The sequence below is a fragment of the Nocardia sp. NPDC046763 genome, from assembly GCF_040645495.1.
In the GTDB taxonomy this organism is placed as follows: domain Bacteria; phylum Actinomycetota; class Actinomycetes; order Mycobacteriales; family Mycobacteriaceae; genus Nocardia.
In genome coordinates this window covers 249787-269243 of record NZ_JBEYYI010000006.1, presented here as the reverse complement: position 1 = coordinate 269243, position 19457 = coordinate 249787, and the positions used below count along the sequence as shown (strand labels likewise).

The 19457-nt window shown below is 68.9% G+C and carries 15 protein-coding genes; 10 read left to right on the top strand and 5 right to left on the bottom strand.

What is annotated here, in order from left to right; genetic code table 11:
- Positions 1 to 98 precede the first annotated feature (98 nt).
- From ABZ909_RS12785 to ABZ909_RS12760, 6 genes are all read left to right on the top strand, one after another.
- Positions 99 to 323: a hypothetical protein gene (locus ABZ909_RS12785; RefSeq protein ID WP_356998288.1), complete on the top strand. Its 225-nt coding sequence runs from the start codon at positions 99 to 101 to the stop codon at positions 321 to 323.
- 14 nt (positions 324 to 337) lie between these two features.
- Positions 338 to 1294: an acyl-ACP desaturase gene (locus ABZ909_RS12780; protein ID WP_356998286.1), complete on the top strand. Its 957-nt coding sequence runs from the start codon at positions 338 to 340 to the stop codon at positions 1292 to 1294.
- 106 nt (positions 1295 to 1400) lie between these two features.
- Positions 1401 to 1709 carry a hypothetical protein gene (locus ABZ909_RS12775; protein WP_356998284.1) on the top strand — a complete coding sequence of 103 codons (309 nt, stop codon included), beginning with the start codon at positions 1401 to 1403 and terminating at the stop codon, positions 1707 to 1709.
- A 451-nt stretch (positions 1710 to 2160) separates the two neighbouring features.
- Positions 2161 to 3759: an alpha/beta hydrolase gene (locus tag ABZ909_RS12770; protein ID WP_356998282.1), complete on the top strand. Its 1599-nt coding sequence runs from the start codon at positions 2161 to 2163 to the stop codon at positions 3757 to 3759.
- A 255-nt stretch (positions 3760 to 4014) separates the two neighbouring features.
- Positions 4015 to 4824: a hypothetical protein gene (locus ABZ909_RS12765; RefSeq protein ID WP_356998281.1), complete on the top strand. Its 810-nt coding sequence runs from the start codon at positions 4015 to 4017 to the stop codon at positions 4822 to 4824.
- A 130-nt stretch (positions 4825 to 4954) separates the two neighbouring features.
- Positions 4955 to 5419: a DUF2231 domain-containing protein gene (locus ABZ909_RS12760; RefSeq protein WP_356998280.1), complete on the top strand. Its 465-nt coding sequence runs from the start codon at positions 4955 to 4957 to the stop codon at positions 5417 to 5419.
- A gap of 70 nt (positions 5420 to 5489) precedes the next feature.
- On the opposite strand, the gene lexA is transcribed toward ABZ909_RS12760, so the two are convergent.
- Positions 5490 to 6182: a transcriptional repressor LexA gene (gene lexA / locus ABZ909_RS12755; protein WP_356998542.1), complete on the bottom strand. Its 693-nt coding sequence runs from the start codon at positions 6180 to 6182 to the stop codon at positions 5490 to 5492.
- 318 nt (positions 6183 to 6500) lie between these two features.
- Between lexA and ABZ909_RS12750 the strand changes: the two genes are divergently transcribed.
- From ABZ909_RS12750 to nrdR, 3 genes are all read left to right on the top strand, one after another.
- The gene (locus ABZ909_RS12750) at positions 6501 to 6905 is read left to right on the top strand and encodes a hypothetical protein (protein WP_356998278.1); all 405 of its coding nucleotides are present in this window, start codon (positions 6501 to 6503) and stop codon (positions 6903 to 6905) included.
- A gap of 187 nt (positions 6906 to 7092) precedes the next feature.
- On the top strand, positions 7093 to 8316 hold the full coding sequence (locus ABZ909_RS12745) for a hypothetical protein (protein ID WP_356998276.1): 1224 nt from the start codon (positions 7093 to 7095) through the stop codon (positions 8314 to 8316).
- A gap of 106 nt (positions 8317 to 8422) precedes the next feature.
- Positions 8423 to 8899, top strand: coding sequence for a transcriptional regulator NrdR (gene nrdR, locus ABZ909_RS12740; RefSeq protein ID WP_356998274.1), 477 nt, complete (start codon positions 8423 to 8425; stop codon positions 8897 to 8899).
- Positions 8900 to 9071: 172 nt separating this feature from the next.
- On the opposite strand, the gene hrpA is transcribed toward nrdR, so the two are convergent.
- The 4 genes from hrpA to ABZ909_RS12720 all read right to left on the bottom strand — a co-directional run bounded on the left by hrpA (position 9072) and on the right by ABZ909_RS12720 (position 17737).
- On the bottom strand, positions 9072 to 13466 hold the full coding sequence (gene hrpA / locus ABZ909_RS12735; protein WP_356998540.1) for an ATP-dependent RNA helicase HrpA: 4395 nt from the start codon (positions 13464 to 13466) through the stop codon (positions 9072 to 9074).
- Between the two features lie 538 nt (positions 13467 to 14004).
- Positions 14005 to 14460: a GNAT family N-acetyltransferase gene (locus ABZ909_RS12730; RefSeq protein ID WP_356998272.1), complete on the bottom strand. Its 456-nt coding sequence runs from the start codon at positions 14458 to 14460 to the stop codon at positions 14005 to 14007.
- Positions 14461 to 14796: 336 nt separating this feature from the next.
- On the bottom strand, positions 14797 to 16122 hold the full coding sequence (locus ABZ909_RS12725) for a DUF1003 domain-containing protein (protein WP_356998271.1): 1326 nt from the start codon (positions 16120 to 16122) through the stop codon (positions 14797 to 14799).
- Between the two features lie 97 nt (positions 16123 to 16219).
- On the bottom strand, positions 16220 to 17737 hold the full coding sequence (locus tag ABZ909_RS12720; RefSeq protein WP_356998269.1) for an APC family permease: 1518 nt from the start codon (positions 17735 to 17737) through the stop codon (positions 16220 to 16222).
- 248 nt (positions 17738 to 17985) lie between these two features.
- Here ABZ909_RS12720 and ABZ909_RS12715 point away from each other — a divergent pair, with 248 nt between their 5' ends.
- Positions 17986 to 19455, top strand: a complete 1470-nt coding sequence (locus ABZ909_RS12715; RefSeq protein ID WP_356998267.1) for an APC family permease — start codon at positions 17986 to 17988, stop codon at positions 19453 to 19455.
- Positions 19456 to 19457 lie beyond the last annotated feature (2 nt).

Genomic DNA, 19457 nt, shown 5'->3' with positions numbered 1-19457 from the left:
GGCGTTTCCTATCGGACTGGTTGTTCTGCTGGCGTTGGGTGTAGCCGGCACCTGGCGGGCGAGGACTACCTGGTCCGGACCGCAGTCGCGGACCATCGGTGATTCGAACCGAAGGCAATGGGATTGCCGGGTTCATTGAACACGATTTTAAGATCGAAAACGAGTCCGGTGTCGTAGACGGAGAAAATCTGGCCTGCCCACCGGTGTCGGTCACCCGGATGCTGGCAATCGACAGAACGGTCGTCTTCCAAGAGCGCCACGGCGATTCGCCGCGGATCCGGGTAGGCTCGCTGGCAATGGGGAGAGCCGAGATCAAATCGTAGGGCAGGTACACGCCGTGGCGAATTCCATGACCGCGAGCGAAGTGCTTGCCGAACTCGAACCGGTGGCGGAAGCGAATCTCAACCGCCACCTCTCGCTGGCCAAGGAGTGGCACCCGCACGACTATGTGCCCTGGGACGAGGGGCGCAACTTCGCCGCCCTGGGCGGAATCGACTGGGAACCCGGGCAATCCCGGCTCAGCGAGGCGGCGCGGGCCGCCATGATCACCAACCTGCTCACCGAGGACAATCTGCCCTCCTACCACCGGCTCATCTCCGAATCGTTCACCCGCGAGCGCGCCTGGGGTACCTGGGTGGATCGCTGGACCGCCGAGGAGAACCGGCACGGGATCGCCATCCGCGACTACCTGGTGGTCACCCGCGGCGTCGATCCGGTGGCGCTCGAGCACGCCCGCATGATCTGCGTCGGGACCGGCGTCGACAACCCCACCGGCACCGGTGACCACGCCGTTCTGCACGGCGTCGCCTACGTGACGTTCCAGGAGCTGGCCACCCGTGTCTCCCACCGCAATACGGGCAAGGCCTGTCGCGATCCCGTGGCCGACCGCCTGCTCGCCCGTATCGCCACCGACGAGAACCTGCACATGGTCTTCTACCGCAATATCTGCGGCGCGGCCCTGGACCTGGTCCCCGACGACGCACTGGCGGCGATCACCGCGGTCATCGAGAACTTCCGCATGCCGGGCGCCGGCATGCCCGACTTCCGCCGCAACAGCGTCCTGATCGCCAAGCACGGCATCTACGATCTGCGCCAGCACCTCGACGAGGTGATCCTCCCGGTGCTACGCATATGGAATATCTTCGAGCGCACCGACTTCACCGCGCGTGGCGAGCAGATCCGTGACAGTCTGGCCACGTACCTGGACAAACTCGGCAAGGATGTGGTCCGGTTCGAAGAGCAGCGCGATCGCGCGCTTGCCCGTGATGCCGCCCGCCGGGCCGCCGCCACCTGACCCACACCACATGTGAACAGCCACCGCGCTGTCCACAGCCCCCGCATTTTCGCCGAGCCCTCCCGCCCCGCCGCAGCTAGGGTGTGGTCCACACGAAGGGGGAGACATGACAGACATGCTGCGCGCCGACATCACGGCGCTTCGAATCATGGCGGCGGGCATCCACTCCGAAGCCGCGGCCATCTCGGCCATCGACCCGGTCGACCTGATCGCGAAAGTCGGTCGGGCCATGCCGAATTCCGCGATCGGCGCGGCGGCCGTCACCGTCGGCGATCCACTCCTCGCCGCCCTCCGTAGGCTGGCCACCCACCTCCGCACCTTCGCCGACACCACTGCCCACACCGCAACCACCTATGAGGCCAGCGAACTAGCCCTCCGAACCCAGCTGGACGGCTACCTGCACGACGCTTCCTGACCGGCCCCACCCGGTCCGGCACCCGCACGAACAACGAACTCGCCTCCTGCTGAACGGTATTCGCCGTTGGCGCCTACCGATGCGGCGTTCGTCGCCGAGGGGTGACCAGTGACGTGCCGCGCGGGCCGGGTGCCCGGTGCGGGGACGCTTGCGCATGTGACCGTCCGGGTATCGCGCCGTGCGCCCGGTTTCGCGAGCGGCCGCGGACGGTGCGGGATGGTGATACCGCGGGACATCACAAGCCATTGGGCGGACACCGTGTGCTTCGCCGGCCGTCGGAATGGGGGCTCGGCCCGGCCATCGTGTGATCCGGGTGCGTCGGTCGTGCGGCAGTGCGGATTTCGCGAAATCGGAACGGATTGCGTGGGGAGGCGCGATGGTACGGGCGGGGTTTTCGCAAGTGCGGGGGTGGGAGCCGGGAGCTGCGATCCGCGCCAGTTCGGGTGTGGCGGTGGCTGATTCGGCGTTCTCCGGGGCCATGACACGGGTGGGGCGCCTGGCCGATGTCACGGTTGGCGGGTGGCAGGGGGCGGCGGGGACGGTGGCCGCGCTGCGGGCATGGGAGTCGCAGCTGGTCGCGAACCATCTCGGTGCGGCACTGCTCGATATCGCCGACGCGTTCGCCGAGGCGGGCGCGCTCGAGCGGGTGTGCGCGCTGGTCGGGCAGCTCGCCGACGAGGCCCGGGCCACCGGCTGCCGGATCGCGGAGGACGGCACGGTCCGCGGGCCACGCTCCGATACCGGGAACCCGGCGCTGGACTTGATCTTCCAGGCGGGTTTCGACGCGAAGGCGGAGCAGGTGCGGGCCCGGCTGGTGCCCCTGCTGGATCTCGCGGGGGAGATCGACGAGCGGGTCGGGGCCCGCCTCGGCGCGGTGGCGGAGGCGCTGGCCGGGTTGGCCGCGGATCCGACGGGTGGCGGGCCGAGCACGCGGGTCGCCGGGATTCTCGACGGGACCGCGAGACTTCCGGAAGATCCGAAAGCGCTCTGTGCGCTGTGGAAGTCGCTCGCGCCCGCGGATCAGGACGCGCTGTTCGCTGCCGATCCGTTGCTCGGGGACCGCGACGGGATGCCGGCGTTGGCCCGCGACCACTACAACCGGATCGCCTTACGACGGTTGCGAGCCGAGGCCGCGGCGGAGGATCGGCGGCTGGCCGACCGGCACCGGGACTGGACGCGTCACGAGAACCTGCCGACCACCAGCGCGGGCTGGATTCGGTTGCGGGAGTGGGAAGCCGCGCGGGAGGAGGTGCGGACGCGCGACGCCGGGTACGCGGCGCTCGCCGAGCGAGCAGCGGACGCGGGCTCGGGGCGACTTGTGCTGGCGGTGGACCGGAACGGGCACGGCGCGATCGCACTGAACAATCCGGACACCGCGGTGAATGTCGCGACGTTCGTTCCCGGTACCGGATCGTCGCTGACCGATATCGGTATCGGGGTGGACCGCGTGCAGGCGCTGCTCGATGCGGCGGAGCGGGCCGATCCGGCCGCGCGGACGTCGGTCATCGCGTGGTACGGGTACGACGCACCGCCGGATCTGGCCCAGGCGGCGCGCGATCGCCGGGCTCGGGCGGGCGCGCCCGCGCTGGATCGGTTCGAGAGTGGCCTGCGGGCCGGCCACCCGGGGCTCGCGGCCCATCAGACGGTCGTCGGGCACAGCTACGGGAGCACTCTCATCGGAGCGGCGGCCAGTGGAGCGAACTCCTTGGCGGCCGACGATGTGGTGTTCGTGGGAAGTCCTGGGGTCGGTGTTGATGATGTTTCGAAATTGCGTTTGTCGGGTATTCCCGCGGGCCACAACGGTGCGCATGTCTATGCCACTGCCGACCCCGCCGATCCGGTGCCCAGGTTCGGACAGTTTCTCCATGGGGTCGATCCGGTCGATCGCGAATTTCGCGCAACGGTTTTCACTTCTTCGGGGGCCTCTATCGATCTTCCCGTGTTGCGGGCCCTGCCGTTCGATGTCGTGTCACACGGAAACTACTGGGAGCCTGCGAATCCGGGCCTGCGGCATCAGGGGGAAATCATCGCCGGACGCTATGGCAAATGATCCCGAACGGGCGGTTCGTTGCGTCGTGATAGCCGTTACTACTGGTTGCGGATTCGTTGCGGGAGTGCCTGTACCACGGCTCTGGGCGGCCGACCAAACTGGTTTGAAACGGTCTGGTTCATGCTAGGGTTCCGTGAGGTTGGAATGGGAAGTCGGAGACAAATGCGCACTGAGAACATCAATAGGAAGTTCAAACTGCACGACGAGCGCAGGATCGCAGCCCAACTTCCGGAGCAACTTCTTGGTTTAGATGTCGTGGGTTTTGGGAAGTTAGAAGAGTTTCCGGGTGAGTTGCTGAACTCCTTCGGGGAATTCGCGAAGGGTTCCGTGCCCCCGGAGTCCCGCATCTATCGCAATGCCCAGCCCAATCTCATCGACGCCTGGCTGCTGGAGCTGCTGCGCGGTGCGCGCATCGGAGACCGCTTCTACCTCCGCACCGGGCTGGAATACTTCCCCTGGGCCGACTGCCGCGTCCTCGACCACCGCTGGCTGGAGTCGCTGCGCCGCGTCATGGGCACCAACCAGGGATACATTGCGCACGACAAGAACTCGGCCGTCATGACGATCGGCACGCAGTACGAGGTGCTCGGCTTCGCCGCCGGCTCCGGCCTGCCGAGCGAGGCCGAGGCCGCGCCGGTCGAGGACGTCCCGACCCGCCGTATCGTCCACGCCCCCGCCGGATCGCCGGATCAGGGGACCACGGCGCTGAGCGGCGACCTGCGGGCCCGCCGTCTGGCCGCGCTGAACTCCGACGCGCCCGTCGCCCGCGATCTGGACCCGGCCGCCGCCCTGGCCTCCATGCCGGATCTGCCCGCGACGCCGGCCCAGGACAAACCGGCCCCCCAGATCGTGGATGTGCTCCCGGTGCCCGCGCCGGAGGCGGTCGCCGCCCCCGGGCCCGCGGCGCTCGAACCTGCTGCTGCGTTCGCGGCACCCGAGACCATCGCCCCGAAGGGCGCCGCGCCCGGGGGTGCCGAGCCGGTCGCCCCCCAGTCGATGCCCGGGCGCGACGAGGCGCCCACCCAGCTCATCTCTCGCATCGTGGTGCCCACCGAAACCGACTGATTGCTCGCACGACCCACGGTCTCGATCCGAACTCGCCGTACGACCGTGGGTCCGAAGCGAACCGGCAGGGCCCGGCTTACGTTGTTCTGATACGCCGGGCTTCGTTCGCCGAGTTCGAAAGAGCCGATATATGTCGACATTCAATGGGCTGCCCGCCCATGTCCTGCTGGTGCATGTGATTGTCGTGCTGGTCCCGCTGACCGCGGGGCTGCTGATCCTGTGCGCACTGTGGCCCGCGGCCCGCAGCCGGTTGATCTGGCCGACGTCCGTGCTGGCAGTGCTGGTGACGGCATTGACGCCGGTGACCGTGGATGCGGGGGAGTGGTTCCAGCGGCAGCTCGGTAATCCCCCGGTGGTGGACGAGCACGCGCGGCTCGGCCATCAGATGCTGTATTTCGTTGCGCCGCTGCTGGTTTCGGCCGTGCTGCTGGTCTTCGTACAGCTGCGGCGCGGACGTGAGAAGCCGGTGGGCCGGGCGGTGCTGGCGGTGATCGCACTACTGGTGATCGCGAGCGGCGCGGCGGCCGGGTGGCAGACCTACCGGGTCGGGGACTCGGGGGCGCACGCGGTGTGGAACGGCGTGCTCAACCACTGACGGAGACGACTGTCGTGACCCGGCGGCCGGTCTGCGGGGCGGTCACCGGGCCACGGCAGTGCGGGCACGGTCAGATCTTGCGGATGACCGTGACGACCTTGCCGAGAATCTGGGCGTCATTGCCCGGAATCGGCTCGAACAGGGGGTTGTGCGGCATCAGCCACACCTGGGAACCGGTGCGCTTGAAGGTCTTCACGGTGGCCTCGCCGTCGATCATGGCGGCCACGATGTCCCCGTTGTCGGCCACGTTCTGCTGACGCACGACCACCCAGTCGCCGTCGCAGATGGCGGCGTCGATCATGGACTGACCGACGACCTTCAGCAGGAACAGCGAACCCTCGCCGACCAGTTCGCGCGGCAGCGGGAAGACATCCTCCACCGCCTGCTCGGCCAGGATCGGGCCACCGGCGGCGATCCGGCCCAGCACCGGAACGTAGGTCGGGATGGGGTGCTCGCCGGAGGCGTCGGCCTCGGTATTGACCGCGCGCAGCTGCGACACGCCGGCGGTGGCGCGCATCGCCGTCTCGTCCAGGCCCCGGACGTCCACGGCGCGTGGGCGATTGGGGTCGCGACGTAGATAGCCCTTGCGCTCGAGCGCCCGGAGCTGGTGTGCCACCGAGGAAGTCGAGGTGAGGCCGACGGCATCGCCGATCTCGCGAATGCTGGGCGGATAGCCGCGGTCGTGCACCGAGGTGCGGATGACCTCCAGCACCCTGCGCTGGCGCGCGGTCAGATCGGCGCCGACACCGGACGATTCGGACAGGGGGCCATCACCGTCGGGACCAAGGGGTCCGTTCTCACCATCCGCGCCGCCGTGTTCGCTCACCGCCGCCGTCCTCCGTTCACTGCTGTCGCTCACCGGAATTCGTTCCCGGATGCGGTCCGTGGTGCGTCCGGGGAACTCGTGTCTCGACTGTAGTCCGTGTGACGCGTGTGATCAAACATCTGTTCGACGCATGTCGGGGAAATCAGTGACATTGTCGGTGGGCCGTGGTAGAAATTCGAACATCAGTTCTTCGAACACATGATCGAGTCAGTTGTCCAGCATCATTCGGTCCGCCCTACTTTGGAGGTTTCTTCGATGCGCGCCGTGGTCAGCGAAATCGACACTCTGGGAAGCGATCTGGGATTCGGCAGTATCCCCTGGGAGCTGCGTTCCGATCGGTTCCGGCCCCGGACGCCCGCGGCTGCGGGCCGTCCCGCCGTGGACCGCCGCCCCTGCCGCGCACGGGTCCGGCCCGTCGCCGGCGCAGGTGTTCGACGCGACCATGTCGTTGTGCGATACGCGGCCCGGCGCGCCCGGGGCGCGCATCCGCTGGATCGGGTGCAGCGCGCCCAGATCGGTCTCGCGGCCCTCGCCGTCGCCGCGCTGATGAGCGCACTGGCCGTGGCCGGTCTGATCGCCCTGGCCCACTTGCGTTCCGGCGACTTCGATTCGCAGACCGCCCCGCCCTCGGTCCAGATGGTCCAGCCGCCGGTGCGATAGCGAGCTCGCTGCTGCGGTAGTTGCCCGGTCATAGCCGCTATTCGGGATAGAGCTCGACGGCCATGAGCGTGGCCGAAAATGCAGATTGAAAACTGAAACGTGTTGCTAGCGTCCCCCTGGATGTGACAGAGGCTACATCCGCGCGGTCGGTGCTCCGGCCCGCGCGCACAGCGACAGGGGGGCGTCAATGCCGAGAGTTCGAGGGCTGATCCGGGCGGCCGGTGTCCTCACCTGCCTGATGATCGGGCTGGTGACCGCACCGGCCGCGCATGCGGAGTCCGCCTATGCCGAGTATCTGGATCTGCCGTCGGTCGATGGTGACGGCGCGGGCGGCGGCGGATTGAATCCCGTACTGCCCCTGGATCCGGACACCCTGCGCGCCGCGCTCGACGACGCGCGCGCCGCGGGTGTCGAACCGCGGCACTACGCGACCCTGCTGCATCAGTACTGGCTGGTCACCGCGACCCGGAATGCCGATATCGATCTGGCGGCCTGGGATCCCGGGCTCGGCGTCGCGGCCAATACCCGGACCTTCACCCAGGTCTACGTGAACTACCTGCGGCTCAACAACGCTCACCCGGACTACTGGTGGACCGGTCTGGCCGGGCTGGCCGGCGGGTCGTTCGCGTCGGGCTTCTTCGACATGGGCGATGTGTCGGCCATTCTCACCGTGCCGGGCATCCATCAGCTCGGTGACTCGGTGGCCGATCTGCTGCGCGGCACCCCGCCGCAGCTGCTCGATATCCTGTCCGCCGACATCCGCACCCTCGGCACCGCGGGCGAGCGGCTCACCGCCGACGATCTGGCCTGGTACCAGACCCGGCTGATGATCATGCAGAAGCACATCTTCATCGACCAGGTGCCCATGCACGAGGCCTACGCGGCCGCGGGCCTGGCCGGTGTCGAGGAGATGTACCGGGCCGGCGTGCTCGACGAGAACGCCATGACCGCCTGGCGCGAGCTCGACGCGGGCACCCCCGACGGCCTGGCCGACGCCGCGCTGCGCATGACCGACCGGGAACAGAACCAGATCATCGCCGACCAGTGGGACGTCACCTCGCACGGCCGCGGCGACATGGGCCGGGTCATGACCTACGTGAGCACGATCGCGGGCAAGGCCGCCGTTCCCGGCGTGCGCGCGCCCGGCGTCTTCGCGCCCACCACCCTCACCGCGGGCGCGATGTCCTTGCGCGCCCCGCTGCCCGACTTCAACTGGGCCGACCGCGACACGCGGTGGAGCTACATCACCCACGATCTGCTGCCGCGCTACCTGGAGCTGTGCGCGAATCCGGCCGCCGCGAGACCGGTTCTGGCCGTACCGTTCCCGGTCACGCTGGCCAATGGACGGCTCGTGCAGCGGTTGCCGGATCTGCTGGCCGACCTCACTTCGCAGTGGCGGGTGACCACCTGATTCGGGCCTGTGGACACGGGCGGACGCCGCCGATCGGGTCCGCCACGGTATCCTCGAGATTGCTCGAGGTTGCTGTGGAAGCCCAGGCGTCGACGAAGGATCCCGGATGCATTGTCCGTACTGTCGTCATCCCGATTCGAGGGTGGTCGACTCGCGTGAGGCCGAGGAAGGCACCGCCATCAGGAGGCGACGTGCCTGCCCGGAGTGTGGGCGCAGGTTCACGACGGTCGAAACGGCGATCCTGTCGGTCGTGAAACGTAGCGGTGTCACCGAGCCGTTCAGCCGCGAGAAGGTCATCCGCGGTGTCAGCCGCGCCTGCCAGGGCCGCGAGGTCGATTCCGACGCGCTGAACCTGCTCGCTCAGCAGGTGGAGGATGCGGTGCGCGCCAAGGGTTCCCCCGAGGTGCCCAGCCACGAGGTCGGCCTCGCCATCCTCGGCCCGCTGCGCGACCTCGACGAGGTCGCCTACCTCCGCTTCGCCTCGGTCTACCGATCCTTCAGCTCCGCCGAGGATTTCGAACGCGAGATCGCCGACCTGCGCAAGCACCGCGCCGATCACACCGTGGGTGTGGCGACCAAGTAACCGGGCGGCCGCTATCGGTCCCCCTCGATTTCCGGTCCGGCTCCGAGCAATTCGGAGCCGGACCGCTTCGTTTCCGGCGTCTCATGCCTTGCCGCCGCCGGGCGATGCGCTGGCCCGCAACCGTTTCCGAGAAGGCATGTGACCGGTGCATGCGCGCGGAGGTAGCGCGTCGTCAGCGCTTTTGCTGGGGTGGGCGGCGGGCGATGTCGATCGCCTTCTCGATGCGCTTCGCCGACACGGGGTAGGGCGTGCCGAGTTGCTGGGCGAACAGGCTGACGCGGAGTTCCTCGATCATCCACCAGATTTCGACGATGTCGCGGCCGCCCCGGCGGGACTCGGGGAGATTGCTGACCAGGCGATCGTAGGCGGCGTGGACGCGGTCGAGTTCGGCCAGGCCAGCGCGGTCGCGGTTGGCGGACGCGGGGAGCGCCTCCAGGCGCAGGCGGGCGGCTTCCAGATAGCGGGGGAGTTCCCGCAGCCGCCCGCTGCCCCATTCGGCGATGAATCCGGGGAAGATCAGATCGTCGAGCTGGTGCGTGACATCGTCGGTGGCGTCGCGGTCGCGGGATTCGGCGAGGGCGGCGCGCAGCCGGTGCGCCTCGGCGAGGACCGGGACGACCGAGCGGACGATGGTCGCGACGGCCGTGGTGAACTGCGGGCGGACCTTCTCCACCAGCGCCTGGAATTGCTCGGGGCTGCGCACCGGTCCGCCGTTGGCTGCGATGAGTTCGTCGGCGGCGCAGGCGCGGCAGTCCTCGACCAGGGCGTCGAGGGTGCCGTACGGATTCTGGCTCAGCGCAAGGCGATCGGTGGGCGGCAGGCCCGCGGTGACGGCGCGGGTATTGGTGGTGATCGCCCCCAGCAGCAGGGCACGGGTGCCGGTGCGCATGGCGGTGGCCTGGGCGGCGGGGGAGCTGAGGACGCGCACCGCCACGCCGTCCGGTTCGGCGACCAGGGCCGGATAGCCGGTAATGGTCTGGCCGCTGACCTGGCGCTTCACCGAGGACGGCAGGGTGCCCAGGGATTCGGAGGTCCACACCGTGGACGGGGCTCGCTCGGCGGCATTGTTGGCGCGCGCCACCGACTTCGAGACCTGTTCCGCCAGGGTGGATTTCAGCTCGGCCAGGCTCTTGCTGCGGGCCACGACGGCGCCCGTCGGGTCGGTGGCGGCGAAGGTCATGCGCAGGTGGTCGGGCAGGCCCGCCGGATCGAGTATGGCGGCGGCGATGGTCACCGAGCCGAGCTGCGACAGCTCCCGGGCCAGCCCGGTGCGCAGTGGTTCGGCACGCGGGGTGAGGCGGTCCAGGGCGGCCTTGGCGAAGTCGGGTGCGGGAACCACGGTGCGGCGCAGTTGTTTCGGCAGCGTCTTGATGAACGCGGCGGCCAGTTCCTCGCGCATGCCCGGGACCAGCCAGTCGAAGCCGACCGAGCGCACGTGCGCAAGCTGGGCGATCGGAATGTGCACGGTGACACCGTCGTCGGCCTGACCGGGCTCGAATTGGTAGGTGAGCGGGAAGGTCAGTTCGCCCTGCCGCCAGCTGTCGGGGTAAGCGGTCGGATCCAGCAGCGCCGCATCCTCGTTCACCACCGTGGAGGCGGTGAAGTCCAGCAGGTTCGGATCGGTGCGCTGGGTCTTGCGCCACCAGCTGTCGAAGTGCCGCACCGACACGATGTCCGACGGAATGCGCTGGTCGTAGAAGTCGAACAGCACCTGATCGTCGACCAGGATGTCGCGCCGTCGCGCCCGATGCTCCAGATCCGCGACGTCGTCGAGCAATTCGCGGTTCCGCGCAAAGAAGTCGTGCTGGGTCTGCCACTCGCCCTGCACCAGCGCGTGCCGGATGAACAGCTCCCGAGACAACTCCGGATCGATCCGCCCGAAGTCCACCCGCCGCTGCGTTACCAGCGGAATGCCGTACAGCGTCACCCGCTCGTAGGCCGCCGCCGCACCCCGTTTCGCCGACCAATGCGGTTCGGAATATGTGCGTTTCACCAGGTCCCCGGCCAGCCGCTCGGCCCACTCGGGTTCGATCCGGGCCGCCGTCCGCCCCCACAACCGCGAGGTCTCCACCAGCTCGGCCGCCATCACCCAGCGCGGCGGCTTCTTGGCCAGCGACGATCCCGGGAAGATCATGAACTTGGCATTGCGCGCCCCCAGGAACTCCCGGGTCTCCGCCTCCCGCACGCCGATATGCGACAGCATGCCCGCCAGCAGCGCCTGATGAATCGACGTCACATCCCACGGCAGCGAGTCGTTGTCCAACCCCGCTTTCGCCGCGAGAGTCTCGGCCAACTCCGTCCTGCTGCTGTCCGATGCCGAACCGCGTGTGCTGCCGCGCCCACCCTGAGAGCGGCTCGCACGGCCCGAGTCGTTGCCGTCCGCTGCGGGTGCGGCGCGGTTGGACGCGTCGCTCTGCCGGGGCTGCCCGCCGCGGTCGGAAGAATTGCCGCGGTTCGAGTTACGACCCTGCCCCGGGTCGCCGGCGTGCGCAGCGCCGCTACCTCGCCGGTTTCGTCCGGTATGACCGTCGCGAGCGTCATTGGTGGCCGTATGGTCGCCCGATCCGGTTCCAGCTCTGCTCTCGATGCGATCGGCGCGGCTCGCACTCCGGCTGCGGCGGTTGCGCGAGGCGTCGTCGGAAGGCGCTGCGGTGCGGTCGAATTGGGCGTCCGAGCCCTCGGTGTTCCAGCCGAGGCCGCGGGTGATGGTGCGGAGTTGGCCGTGCAGGTCCTGCCATTCGCGAATGCGGAGGTAGTGCAGGAACTCGTCGCGGCACAGACGGCGGAACTGGTTGGAGGACAGGGCATTCCGCTGTTCGCGGAGGTAATCCCAGAGGCGCAGGTAGGCCAGGAAGTCGGAGCCCTCGATAGTGAAGCGTGCGTGTTTGGTGTCGGCGGCCTGCTGGTGTTCGACGGGACGTTCGCGGACGTCCTGGATGGACAGGGCCGCGACGATGATGAGGACCTCGGCGAGGCAGCCGCCCCGGTTCGCCTCGACCAGCATGCGGGCCATGCGCGGATCAACCGGGATCTGCGCCATTTCGCGGCCGATGGGGGTGAGGATCAGACCGGCGTCGGGAATGTCCTTGCGCGTACCGGCTTCGGCCTCCGCCCGGGCCAGCGCGCCGAGCTCCTCGAGCAGCGCGATGCCGTCGCGAATGGCGCGGGCGTCGGGGGCTTCGACGAACGGGAAGCTCTCGATATCGCCGAGACCGAGCGCGGTCATCTGGAGAATGACGGCGGCCAGGTTGGTGCGCAGGATCTCGGGTTCGGTGAACTGCGACCGGGATTCGAAGTCGTCCTCGGAATACAGCCGGATGGCGATACCGTCCGCGACACGGCCGCAGCGACCGGACCGCTGCCGCGCCGACGCCTGCGAGATGGACTCGATGGGCAGCCGCTGCACCTTCGTACGCATGGAGTAGCGCGAAATGCGTGCGGTGCCAGGGTCGATCACGTACCGGATGCCTGGCACCGTGAGCGAGGTCTCGGCCACATTGGTGGCGAGCACCACGCGCCGGCCGGTGTGCGACTCGAACACCCGGTGCTGCTCGGCCGCCGACAGCCGCGCGTACAGCGGCAGAATCTCGGTGCGCGGCAGCCGCATATCCCGCAGCGAGTCCGCGGTATCGCGGATCTCGCGCTCGCCGGAGAGGAAGACCAGGATGTCGCCGTCGCCCTCGGCCTGCAGTTCCCGCACCGCGTCGCCGATGGCGTCGGTGGGGTCCCGGTCGACGATCCGGGTGTCCTCGTCGTCGGGGTCCTCGGAGGTGACCGGCAGCTCGAGCGACAGCGGGCGGTATCGGACCTCCACCGGATACGACCGCCCCGACACCTCGACAATCGGTGCGGGAGTGCCGTTCTCGTCGGAGAAGTGCCGGGCGAACAGCTCCGGGTCGATGGTTGCGGAGGTGATGACGATCTTCAGATCCGGCCGCTTCGGCAGCAGCTGCTTGAGATACCCGAGCAGGAAGTCGATATTGAGGCTGCGCTCGTGCGCCTCGTCGATGATGATCGTGTCGTAGCGGCGCAGCAGCCGGTCGCGCTGGATCTCGGCGAGCAGGATGCCGTCGGTCATGAGCTTGACCAGCGTGCGGTCCGACGCCTGATCGGTGAAGCGGACCGTGTAGCCGACCACATCGCCCAGTTCGGTGCCGAGTTCCTCGGCGATGCGCTCGGCCACGGTGCGGGCGGCCAGTCGCCGCGGCTGGGTGTGGCCGACCGTGCCGCGGATCCCGCGCCCGAGCTCGAGGCAGATCTTGGGGATCTGGGTGGTCTTGCCGGAGCCGGTCTCACCGGCCACGATCACGACCTGGTGGGCGGCGATGGCCGCGGCGATGTCGTCGCGGCGCGCGGACACCGGTAGCTGCTCGGGATACCGGATGGTCGGGACGGCGGCGCGGCGGGCATCCACCCGGCGCTGCGCGGCGTCGATATCTGCTTCGAGGTCGGTGAGATCGCCGCCGCGGGCCTTGTCGAGCCTGCGACGTAACCGGTGCTCGTCGCGGATCGAGAGATCGGCCAGGCGGGAACGAAGCTCGCGAGAGGTGGCGGCGGTCCTGGTCATTGCATCGTCAACGATAGCGAAGAGTCGGTCCGGGCCGGTCGGCGCGGTGTCCGGCGCCCCGATGTCGCGCTTGCCGGAAGTGTGCCGCACCGGCATATCGTCCGCATTCGGGTGGTTCGGCATGCGACCACCGGGCCATGGTCGTCAGAGGCCGAACGCCCGTGCGGATCCGGGTCCTGCGCATCGTTTTCGAAATCCTGGGCTCGGTGGCGCTGGTCTGGATTCCGCTGCGCAACGTGGGCAACCCGAACTATTCGTATCTCAACTTCCATCGATGTGCGGCTGACCGGGCGGTGGATCAACGACAGCCCGCACCGGGTGATCCCGATCCTGCTGATCGCGGACTGGTTGCTGGTGGCCGCCGGGCCCCGAGCCCACCGCTCGGCTCATCCTGGGCTGGCTGGCCCACCCGCTGGCCTACGGCGCGTACGCGCTGCCCGGCGCTGGTGAGCGTGGCCGTGGTCTTTCGTCATCCTGGGCGTGATCGTGGCGGCGCTGAACGGCCTGGTACCCGGTGCCGTCGGCCGCTGACTCCGGCTCAGACCGCCCGGGTCATGAAGACACTGTGCGGGTCCGGCGTGTACTCCGCGAACGGCCCGCACTGCTCGAATCCGTAGCGCTCGTACAACCGCACCGCGGGCCGATAGAACTCCGACGCCCCGGTCTCCAGGCTCAACCGCGCGTATCCGCGCGCGGCGGCCTCGGCGAGGATGTGCCGCAACAACTGTGACCCCACCCCGCGCCCCTGGTGGCCCGTCGCGGTCCGCATGGACTTGATCTCGCCGTGCACCGGATCCAGCTCCTCGAGTGCCCCGCACCCGGCCAGTTCCGTGCCCTCCCACGCCGACCAGAAGGTGATCTCCGGTTTGCGCAGCGCGGTCAGATCGAGCGCGTGCATGCTGTCTTCGGGCGAGTTCGCCAGCATCTCGGCAACGTGGGCCTCGAGCAGTCCGATCACCTCGTCCCCCCGCAGATCGTCGATCACAATGCGCATGACGCCAGGCTATCCGCCGATCTCGACAGCGTGACGGTATGGGGCGCGCCGCCGGTTCCGGGGACTGACCGCCCGCGCCAACCCGCCGACGTACCGTGCCGTCCGTTCCGGTGTGATGCGTGTGTACTCCCGGGACCGGTGAGACTCGGTGTGGTCGGGCGGGTTTCGTGATCATTTCGGGTTATCCGGCCCGGCGGTTCGGGCCGTCGTGGGGCGAACCGCAACGGCACGATTCCGAGGGTGCTACCGCGGGGCGTCGGATACGTGCACGCCGACTCGAAGCGTGAAGACGGCCCGGAAGCCGCAAGGCTCCGGGCCGTTGCCATTCGGCCGGCCTCACATACCGCGCAGCACCTGAAAACCCGCGTGCTGCACCACGACCGGAATGCGCCGCGCCGCCTGCAGATGCCTGATCCGGGCGGCGTCCGGGAGTTCGTCCCAGGGCAGCGGTTCGGCGTCGTCGTGGTCTTCGGGGCCCGGGGGTTCGGCAGCGCGGCGGGCGATGCGATCGGTGATCCAGCGCTGGTATTCGAGGCAGGCCAGCGCCCGGACCTCCGTGTCGGTGAGGGCCGCGCTCTGCTCCGGGTCGAAGGCGGGCACCATGAAACAGCCGATGGCAGCGAGGTTTTCGCCGATCCGGCGGGCCTGCACGCGATGCGAGGCGCGCTGCCGCTCCGGCAGTTGGTCCCAGCCGCGCAGGGCGTGGGCGTCGGGCGGGACCTCGCCTGTGGTCATGGCGGCATGCACGCGGGCCTGATGCTCGAGGCGCTCGCGGGTCTCGTGCACCGCCTGCGCGAGCAGTTCGGTGACCTGGGCGGTGACGTAGCCGGTGAGGCTGTCGAGCACCCGATCCTGCGCATCCAGCCGCGCCTCCATCCGCCGGCATTCGTGCAGGATGGCCTGGGCGTCGAGGTAGGTCTGCTGGGATCGGCGGTCGCCGGTGCGGCCCAGCACGTCCTGGCCGACCATGATCACGATCATGAACACCAGCTGGGCCAGGGTGGACAGGAACGACATGAACGCGAACGGGTAGGGGTCGATGCGCTGGATTCCGGTCTCCGCCAGCAGGATCCACACCGCCTGGGAGCCGAGTGCCAGATAGAACCCCCACACGCTGCCGAGTTTCACGGTCAGCCAGGCCGCGATCCGGCCGTTCACGCCGACCGCCTGATCGGCGGCCTGCGGCGGATTCTGCACCCGGTGGCGCTCGATCCAGGGATGCTCGGTGGTCTCGAGCAGGCTCAGCCCGCGGCTGAGCACCCGGTCCTGACGGTCCAGGTGCGCCTGCAGATCGGCCACCTGATTGAAGATCGCCTCGGCGTTCTCGTAGGTCTGCACCGACCGGCGGTCGGCCGCGCCGCTGAGCACGCGCTGACCGACCAGAATGACCAGGCACAACACCAGCTGCGTGACATTGTTCAGAAACAGCAGGAACGGAAAGGGATACGGGTCGACGTGCCGCAGCGGACCCCAGACGGCCAGGGCCATGTACACGGTGAACACCGCCAGCACCGTGTACAGCGCGGGCATCGACCCCACCCATCGGGTCAGCACCGCCGCGACGGCGTCGTTCACGCCGACCCGTTCGTCGGCGATCGTCACCGGTGCGGCACGCATCTCCTCGACACGGCTGTCGATGGTCACGTCGTCGGTTCCTCCCACCCGCAATCCTGTGGCCGCCACTGTAGTTCGGGCGGGCGGGAAACTCGAAAGGGCCATTCCGGATGAGGAGTTCCGGAATGGCCCCGATCGGGGAGGGTCAGCGTTCGTGGGTTTCCTCCAGGACGGTCCGCCCGACCCGCGCGTACCGGGCGGGGGAGCGACGTTTCAGATATTCGGCGAAACCGAAGCCGCCCACGGCGATTGCGGCGACCAGCCACGGGGTGGCCTTCAAGACCAGGGAGCTGGATTCGGCGCCCGCGGCGGTACCCATATTGAGAACCAGCAACCCGACCACGCCGGCCATCGCGAGGCCGCCCAGCAGCGGAGCCACCACGGTGCGGAACCAGTGCCGGCTCTCGGGGTGATGGGTGCGGAAGTAATTGAGCACCGCGAAGGAGCAGGCGGCCTGGACCACCAGGATGGCCATGGTGCCGAGAATCGCCAGCAGCGTGTAGGTGCCGGAATAGGGATCCTTGCCCGCGATTCCGAAGCCCGCGACCAGCGCGCAGGCGATGACCGTCTGGACCACGCCCGCGATGTGCGGTGACCCGTGCCGGGGATGGGTGCGGCCGACGGTGCGCTCCAGCACGGGGAAGACGCCCTCCCGGCCGAGTGCGTAGAGGTAGCGGGCGGCGCAGTTGTGGAATGCCATGCCGCAGGCCAGGGATCCGGTCATCATGAGCCACTGCATGGCGCTCACCGCCCAATGCCCGACATAGGTCTGGGTGGGGTGGAAGAAGAGGTCCATCGGGTTGTCGGAGGCCGCCAGCGCCGCCGATTCGCCGATGCCGTTGCCGGACATGGCCATCCACGACACGAGGACATAGAACACCCCGACGCCGATGACCGCGATCATGGTGGCCTTGGGGATGATCCGCTTGGGATCACGGGATTCCTCGCCGTACATGGCCGTCGACTCGAATCCGACCCACGACCAGAACGCGAAGAACAGGCCCAGCCCTGCCGACGGCCCGGTGAAGGCATTGACCGGATTCAGCGGCGCGAACGAGAACCCGTGCGGCCCACCGCCGTGCAGCGCCACCGCGATACCCATGATGGCCAGCACCGCGCACTCGGTGCCCAGCAGCACGACCAGGAACTTCTCCGCGACAGCCACCCCGAACCAGGTGCCCAGGGCATTGATCGCCAGCATGACGATCGCGAACACCCACCAGGGCACGTGCACGTCGAACTGTGCCGCAACGGTATTCGTGCCGAAGCTGGAGAAGATCCCGACCAGCGACCCCTCGAACACCATGTACGCGAAGGTGGCCAGCAGTCCCGCCGCCAGCCCGGCGGAGCGGCCCAGTCCGAACGAGATGAACCCGTAGAACGCGCCGGTCGCGGTGATGTGCTTGGACATGGTGGTGAAGCCCACCGAGAACACCGCGAGCACCACCATGGCGATCAGGAACGCGGCGGGCGTGCCCGTCCCGGTCCCGGCCGAGATCATGAACGGCACATTGCCGGTCATGGCGGTGATCGGCGCGGCGGTGGCGATGGCCATGAACACCACCCCGAGCAAACCCACGGCATTGGCTTTGAGGCGGTGCACCCCGTCGGGTGGATTGGCGCCGGGCGGCGCGGCGGTGGCGCGTTCGATCTGCTGCGTCATGGATCCGTCTCTCTGCTGCGCCCGCCCCGGAATCACCGGGTGGCGGGGTCTTTTCCGATGGCGCGGAACGCTATAGACGGTCTGTAACAACGACGGGCGTGTGACGGTGACCGTCGGCGGGAAAGCCGCAGGACTTTTCTCTCGCCTCGAGACAAGCCGTTGTTACCTACGTTTACGCCCGTGCAATACGGATCGGCGACGCTGTGGCAACCCGTTGTCAGGGAACCGGACCAGAGAGAGGCGCACTCATGAGATCTGCCGCGCCGAGTCGGCCCCCGGTGTCCGGACGTTCGCCGGTGCGCGGATTGACCCGGCGCGAACTGCCTTTCGTGCCGGTGTTCGCGCAGTCGGTCGCGGCCATCGCCCCATCGGGGACGGCCGTGGTCACCCCGGCGTTCGTGATCGGCGCGGCCGGCGGCGGGGCGAGCGTGGCCGCGTTCCTGGCGGCGGCGCTGCTGGCCTGGGGTGTGGCGCTGGTGATCCGGCCGATGGCGCAGCGGCTCGCGGTGACGGGCGGGCTGTACACGTATGTGGCCAAGGGACTCGGCCCCGCTGTGGCCGTGCCGGTCGGCTGGTCGGCGATCGCCGGGTACGCGAGCGTCAGCGTGGCGGGGCTGATCGCGGTAGGCACGTATCTCGACCAGGTCGCGGTGACCGCCGGACTCGGCGGATTCGGCGGGACCGCAACGATTGTCGCGCTGCTGCTGATCGCGGCTGCGGCCGCGGCGGTGCTCATGGTGCGGGGGATTCGGCTGTCCGCCTCGGTGACCCTGCTGATCGAATGCCTCTCGGTGGTCACGGTCCTGGCCCTGATGGGCTACCTGCTGACCCGCGACGGCGTCGGCGCGCAGGCCGGCCGCGCCTTCGAATGGCACGGCGGCACCGGCGGTCTCGCCATGAGCGCGGTGGTGGCCATCAGCGCGTTCGTCGGGTTCGAGAGTGCGACAACGCTGTCCGCCGAGGCCTATCGGCCCTTCCGATCGGTGCCGCGCACGCTGGCGTGGACGCCGGTCGCCGCCGCGGTCATCTATCTGATCACGGTGTCCGCGCAGGCGGTGGCGCTGGCTGCCGCGCCACCGGGCCTCGCTGCCGGTTCCACGCCGGTGACCGACCTGGTGTTGCAGGACAATTCGCGATTTCTGAGCGCGGTGCTGGATCTCGGGGTGGCGTCGTCGTTCTTCGCGTGCACAGTCGCCTCGATCAATGCCCTGGTCCGCGTGCTGTTCACCATGGGGCGCGAGGGCATCGCCCCGGCCGCGGCCGGTCGCACGCACCCGCGTTTCCACACGCCCGCGCCCGCGATCGTCGCGGCGGTCGGCGCGGTGACAGCCTGCGCGGTCTGGTATCTGCTGTCGGGAGCCGAACCGCAGGACGGGATTCGGAGCTTCCTCACCCTGAGCGCGCTCGGCTACCTGGGCTCGTATCTGCCCGCCTGCCTGGCCACCCCGGCGCTGCTGCGCCGCATCGGCGAACCCAGCCGCGGCATGGCACTGCTCGGCACGGTCACCGCGACCCTGCTCGGGATCCTCATGGTCGCCGCCGCGGTATCGGCCCGCAACGACAATGTCACCGTGGTGATCGCCTACGCCGCGGTGCTGACGGCCGCCGCGCTCTTCACCGTCGCGCTGCGGGTCTGTGCGCCGGATCGGCTGCGCGGCCTCGGCATCTACGACGAACCGCAGCGCGCGGACCTGCTGCCCACCGCGACCTTCCGGTAGGC